Raw genomic sequence first — 5,360 nt, 5'->3', positions numbered from 1 at the left:
GACGCGAATGCCCTCGCCGCGCGCGATCACCATCGGACCCTGCGCCTCGTGCGCGCGAAGGTTCGTGTTCGGGTGCAGCGTGTGCGCCATGTCGGCCGCAGCCAGCGAGTTCGAGAGTGTGTCCATGGGTCTGCCCCGTCTTCAAAGGTCCGGACGGCCCGCCGGGCACGGTCCGGATGGTTTCACGTGTGACAACAGCGCCGATGCGCCGGATCGGTCAAGCCGCCGCGGTGCGCTTGCGGCGGTTCATCAGGGCGGCGAGCGCGGCCAGGAGCAGCGTGCCGACGATCAGCACGAAGGCGGCGGCCGCGATCGCCGGCGAGATGTTCTCGCGGATCGAGGAGAACATCTGGCGGGCGAGCGTGCGCTGGTTGGGGCCGGCGACGAAGAGGGTGAGCACCACCTCGTCGAGCGAGGTGGCGAAGGCGAAGACCGCGCCGGTCACGACGCCCGGAAGCGCCAGCGGCAGCGTCACGCGGCGAAAGACGGTGGCGGGCGAGGCGCCCAGACTCGCGGCCGCGCGCTCGACCCGCCGGTCGATGCCCTGCAGCGCCGTCGAGACGCTGATCACGACGAAGGGCACGCAGAGGACCGCGTGCGACAGGATCACGCCGAGATAGGTCGAGGTGAGGCCGAGGCCGCCTAGCGAGATCTGCAGTCCGACGCCGAGCACCACGGCGGGCACCACCATGGGCAGCAGGAAGAAGGTGCGCAGGACATTGGGGAAGGGGATCAGCCCGTTGCGAAGCCCGAGCGCCGCCAGCGTGCCGAGCACCACCGACAGGACCGTCGCGCCGAGGCCGATGATCAGGCTGTTGACGATCGACAGGCGCCAGGCGTCGGCGGTCGCAAGCTCGGTGAACCAGCGCGTCGAAAAGGACGGGATCGGGTAGTTCAGGAAGATGCCGCCGGTGAAGGCGAGCGGCAGGATGGCGACGAGCGGCGCGAGGAGGAATACCACCGCGAGCGCGCCGAAGAGGCCTTGAGCGGGCTTCAGCATGGTCAGGCCCCCAGCGGCGTGCCGGAGCGCGAAAGCCGGCCGTAGACGAGGTAGAGGATCGTGGTGACGACGAGGAGAATGAGGCCGAGCGCGCCGGCCATGCCCCAGTTCGCGGTCTGGAGGGCGTAGAAGGCGATGATCGAGGAGATCATCTGGTCGTTCGGGCCGCCGACGAGGGCTGGCGTGATGTAGTAGCCGATCGCCACCATGAAGACGAGGAGGCACCCCGACAGGATGCCGGGCATGGCAAGCGGCAGGAGAATGCGGCGGAAGGCGGCAAACGGCGTCGCGCCCATCGAGGCGGCGGCCGGCATCAGCGTCTTCGGGATGCCGTTCACCACCGAATAGATCGGCAACACCATGAAGGGCAGGAGGACGTGCGTCATGGCGACGACGACGCCCGTCCGGTTGAAGATGAGGGGGAGCGGGCCGCTCGTGAGACCCAGCGCCTGCAACGCGCCGTTGATGACGCCCTGGTCCTGGAGAAGGATGAACCAGGCGGCTGTGCGCACCAAGAGCGAGGTCCAGAGCGGCAGGAGGACGGCCATCATCAGGACGTTGCGCTTCCAGCCGGTGGTCGCCGCCATCAGCATCGCGTAGGGCATGCCGATCGTAAGGCAGCACAGGGTGATCGTCGCGGCGATCAGGAAGGTGCGGGTGATGATCAGCCGGTTGGCGGACGCGCCGGCGGGCAGGCTCTCGACGGCGCCGGCCTCGTTGCGGGTGAGATCGACGGCGGCCAGAAGGTTGCGGTCGGTATAGGCGGAGGACGCGGTCTGGATCGCGCTCCAGAAGGCGGGGTCCGCCCAGCGCTTGTCGAGAGCGGCGAGATCGACGGCGCCGCCGTTCGCGTCCTTGGCGGCGCGCTGCGTCTTCGGAATCAGCGTGCGGAAGCCCGACACGTCGCTGTTGAGGCGGCGCACGGCGGCGCCGAGCCCGATCGCGTCGGCCTCCGCCAGATCGGCGACGAGCGCCCCTTGCGTGGCCGCGTCCGGCACGCCGTCGCCGCTCCAGGACGAGATCGCAGCGGTCGTGCGCGGCAGGACGGCGCCGACCGCCGGGTCGCGCACCGAGACCGAGACCATGGTCCAGAGCGGCCAGAGGAAGAACACCGCGAGGAAGAGGAAGAGCGGCGCGACGAGGCCGAGGGCGCGAAGGGTGGAGCCGGCCCGCGTCATGCCGGGAACACCGCGACGTCGGCCGGGTCGATCACGACATGGGCGGGACCGCCGACGCTGGGAGCGCCGAGGCGGCGCTCGGCGCGCGCGATGAGGCGCAGGGGCCCGCGCGACAGGTGGAGGCGCAGGTGGTCGCCCTGATAGACGACGTCGTCGACGCGCGTCTCGATCGCTCCGGGCCGCGCTTCGGCGGACAGGTGCAGCCGTTCCGGGCGCACCGAGACCATGACGGCGGTGCCGGGCCGGAAGGTCGGTCCGGGCGCGGCCTCAAGGCTCGTGCCGCCCTCCAGCGCAAGGCGCGTGCCTCCGGTGTCGGAGGCCTCGACGGTCGCGCCGAGGAGGTTGGTCTCGCCGATGAACTGGGCGACGAAGGCGTTCTCGGGGTGGTCGTAGACCTCCGTCGCCGTGCCGACCTGCGAGATCTTGCCCTTGTCGAAGATCGCGATGCGGTTCGACATGGTCAGCGCCTCGCCCTGGTCGTGGGTGACGAAGACGACGGTAAGGCCGAGGCGGCGGTGAAGCTCGCGGATCTCGAGCTGCATCTCCTCGCGCAGCTGCTTGTCGAGAGCGCCGAGCGGCTCGTCCATCAGGACGACCTTCGGCTCGAAGACGAGCGCGCGGGTGAGCGCCACGCGCTGCTGCTGGCCGCCGGACAGCTGGTCGGGGCGCCGGTCGCCGAGGTGGCCGAGGCGCACGCGCTCCAGACCTCGTCTCACCTTCTCGCCGATCTCGGCCTTGGAAAGCCCCCGCATCTGCAGCGGAAAGGCGACGTTCTCGGCGATCGTCATGTGGGGAAAGAGGGCGTAGTTCTGGAACACGACGCCGATGCCGCGCTTGTGCGGCGGCAGGTCCTCGATGCGCTCGCCATCCATCAGGATCGTGCCGGAGGAGGCGTTCTCGAAACCCGCCAGCATCATCAGGATCGTGGTCTTGCCGGAGCCCGACGGCCCGAGCAGCGACAGGAATTCGCCCTTCTCCACGGCAAGGTCGAGGTTCTCGACGACCCGCGTCTGGCCGAACGACTTCGACACGTCCTGGAAGTGGATGAAGGTCATCGAGCCTCGTCGCGGTGGTTCGGGGATACGGACGGCGAGGGGTCCGGCGACGGAGGCCGCCGGACCCTTGAAGGGGTGTTTACTGCGCCACCCAGGCGTTGAAGCGCGTGTTCAGCGCCTCGATGTTGTCGACCCAGAAGTCGGTGTCGAGCGGGATCGCGACGTCGAGATTGGCCGGGGCCGTCGGCAGCTGCGCGGAGACCTCGGGCTTCAGCATCTCGCCGGCCGCCTTGTTGGGCAGGCCGTAGGCGATATAGTCCGGCAGCTTCGACTGGTTCTCCGGAGCGCTGGCAAACGCGATGAAATCGAACGCCGCGTCCTTGTTGGGCGAGCCCTTGAGGACGACCCAGCTGTCGACCGCGTAGATCGAGCCCGGCCAGACGATCTGGAAGTTCTTGCCTTCCGACTTGTTGATGCCGGCGAGACGCCCGTTGTAGGCCGAGGTCATCACCACTTCGCCCGACGCCAGAAGCTGGATCGGCTGCGCGCCGGCCTCCCACCAGACGAGGTCCTTCTTGATCGTGTCGAGCTTCTTGAACGCGCGGTCGACGCCCTCCGGGGTCGCCAGGACCGTGTAGACCTCCTTCGGGTCGACGCCGTCGGCGATGAGGGCGAACTCCAGCGCGTATTTCGGGCCCTTGCGGAGCGCCCGCTTGCCGGGGAACTTCGCCGTGTCGAAGAAGTCGGCCCAGCTCTTGGGGGCTTCCTTCAGCTTGTCGGCGTCGTAGCCGAGGCCGGTCGTCCAGACGATCGCGCCGACGCCGCATTCGTTGACGGCGGAGGGGATGAACTTGTCCTCGCCGCCGAGCTTCGACCAGTCCACCGGCTCGTAGATGCCGTCGGCGCAGCCGAGCGCGAGTTCCTCGGCCTCGACCTGGACGGCGTCCCAGTTGGGCGTGCCCCCTTGCATCTTGGCCGACAGGACGCCGTAGCCGCCGTCCCACGATTCCTCCAGCACCGGCTTGCCGGTCTTGGCCGCGAAGGGCTTGAAGTAGATCTCGCGCTGGGCGTCCTGGTAGTTGCCGCCCCAGGACACGACGGTGAGGTCGCGTGCGGCGGCCGGAACCGCCGCCAGAAGCGAGGCGGCCAGAAGGCCGCCGACGAGAGTGCGAATGGTGGACCGTGACATGGCGTTGCTTCCCCCGGCTTGTTGAACCGTTCGAAACTCAAGCACGAAAGGGTGAAACCGCAAAACGCTTCGCGCGGGCGCTCGAAATAGTTTCCACCGTCTCAATAGGTCGGCGGGGTGATCGCGCTGATCAGTTCGGCCGGCTCCGGGCCGGGATTGCGGAAGCGATGGGGCGTCTCGCTGTCGAAGTAGTAGGCGTCGCCCGGCTCCAGCACGCGCGTGCGCTCGCCGACGCTGACCTCGACGCGGCCGGCGGTGACGATGCCCGCCTCCTGCGCCTTGTGCGAGAAGGCCTCGCCCGTGTCGGCGCCCGGCTGGTAGGTCTCGCGCAGCATCAGGAGCTTGCGGCCGGGGTGGTTGATGCCGACCATGCGATAGGAAATGCTGGTCGTGCGGCCGATCTCGGGTAGGTCGCCGCCGCGGTAGAAGGGCGAGTGGGGCGCCGCCTCGCCGAGTTCGGAGAAGAAGCCGGTCAGCGTCGAGCCCATCGCCTCGAGGATGGCCTGGAGCGTGTCGACCGACGGGCTCATCCGGTCGCGCTCCAGAAGCGAGATGGTGGAGTGGGCGATGCCCGAGCGCACCGCCAGCTCGCGGGTCGACAGCTGGCGGCGGCGGCGCATCTCGCGGATCGCGGCTCCGATGGCGGGCATGATCGTCTCCTCTGACGCTCGGATGTCCGGCGTTGAGTGCTCATCATACTGAACAGGGCGCGTCGTGTCCTTGCCGCCGGTTGGCGCTTCTGCGAGCGTCCTGCGTGCAAAACCAGCACGGAAACGCCCGATGGCCACCGAGATCGACACGCTCCGCTCCCGCCTCCGCTTCGTGAAGGCGCCCAAGCCGCAGGGCGAGACGCATGCGAGCGTCGCCGGGACGGTGTCGGAGATCCTCGCCGCGGTGCGCGGCGAGGGCGATTCGGCGGTGAAGCGTTACGCCGCCGCCTTCGACAAGGTGGAGCCGGCGGCGGTCGAGGTGAGCCAGGAGGAGCGCGCGGCGGCGGT

Annotated in this window: 6 protein-coding genes; 1 reads left to right on the top strand and 5 read right to left on the bottom strand. The window is 69.1% G+C overall.

The window, feature by feature from the left end:
* Positions 1-217: 217 nt before the first annotated feature.
* The 5 genes from QZ753_RS10125 to QZ753_RS10105 form a co-directional block, all read right to left on the bottom strand.
* A complete protein-coding gene (locus QZ753_RS10125; protein WP_294643354.1) occupies positions 218-1,000 on the bottom strand; it encodes an ABC transporter permease in 783 nt (260 codons plus the stop codon).
* Between the two features lie 2 nt (positions 1,001-1,002).
* Positions 1,003-2,178 carry an ABC transporter permease gene (locus tag QZ753_RS10120; protein WP_294643353.1) on the bottom strand — a complete coding sequence of 392 codons (1,176 nt, stop codon included), beginning with the start codon at positions 2,176-2,178 and terminating at the stop codon, positions 1,003-1,005.
* Positions 2,175-3,233, bottom strand: coding sequence for an ABC transporter ATP-binding protein (locus QZ753_RS10115; RefSeq protein WP_294643351.1), 1,059 nt, complete (start codon positions 3,231-3,233; stop codon positions 2,175-2,177). Before QZ753_RS10115 ends, QZ753_RS10120 begins: the two co-directional genes overlap by 4 nt.
* Positions 3,234-3,312: 79 nt before the next feature.
* Positions 3,313-4,362, bottom strand: coding sequence for an ABC transporter substrate-binding protein (locus QZ753_RS10110; RefSeq protein WP_294643349.1), 1,050 nt, complete (start codon positions 4,360-4,362; stop codon positions 3,313-3,315).
* 101 nt (positions 4,363-4,463) lie between these two features.
* Positions 4,464-5,012: a cupin domain-containing protein gene (locus tag QZ753_RS10105; protein WP_055891660.1), complete on the bottom strand. Its 549-nt coding sequence runs from the start codon at positions 5,010-5,012 to the stop codon at positions 4,464-4,466.
* Between the two features lie 130 nt (positions 5,013-5,142).
* Here QZ753_RS10105 and QZ753_RS10100 point away from each other — a divergent pair.
* Positions 5,143-5,360 (top strand): histidinol dehydrogenase (locus QZ753_RS10100; protein ID WP_294643345.1); only part of this gene is annotated, 218 nt, incomplete at its 3' end.

Origin of the sequence: uncultured Aureimonas sp. (assembly GCF_913775355.1) — a bacterium.
In the GTDB taxonomy this organism is placed as follows: domain Bacteria; phylum Pseudomonadota; class Alphaproteobacteria; order Rhizobiales; family Rhizobiaceae; genus Aureimonas.
This window is presented reverse-complemented; position numbering and strand designations above follow the sequence as displayed.

Bases quoted from the DNA above. Each gene is read 5' to 3' on its own strand.
- QZ753_RS10125 (WP_294643354.1), bottom strand. From the start codon at position 1,000: ATGCTGAAGCCCGCTCAAGGCCTCTTCGGCGCGCTCGCGGTGGTATTC.
- QZ753_RS10120 (WP_294643353.1), bottom strand. From the start codon at position 2,178: ATGACGCGGGCCGGCTCCACCCTTCGCGCCCTCGGCCTCGTCGCGCCG.
- QZ753_RS10115 (WP_294643351.1), bottom strand. From the start codon at position 3,233: ATGACCTTCATCCACTTCCAGGACGTGTCGAAGTCGTTCGGCCAGACG.
- QZ753_RS10110 (WP_294643349.1), bottom strand. From the start codon at position 4,362: ATGTCACGGTCCACCATTCGCACTCTCGTCGGCGGCCTTCTGGCCGCC.
- QZ753_RS10105 (WP_055891660.1), bottom strand. From the start codon at position 5,012: ATGCCCGCCATCGGAGCCGCGATCCGCGAGATGCGCCGCCGCCGCCAG.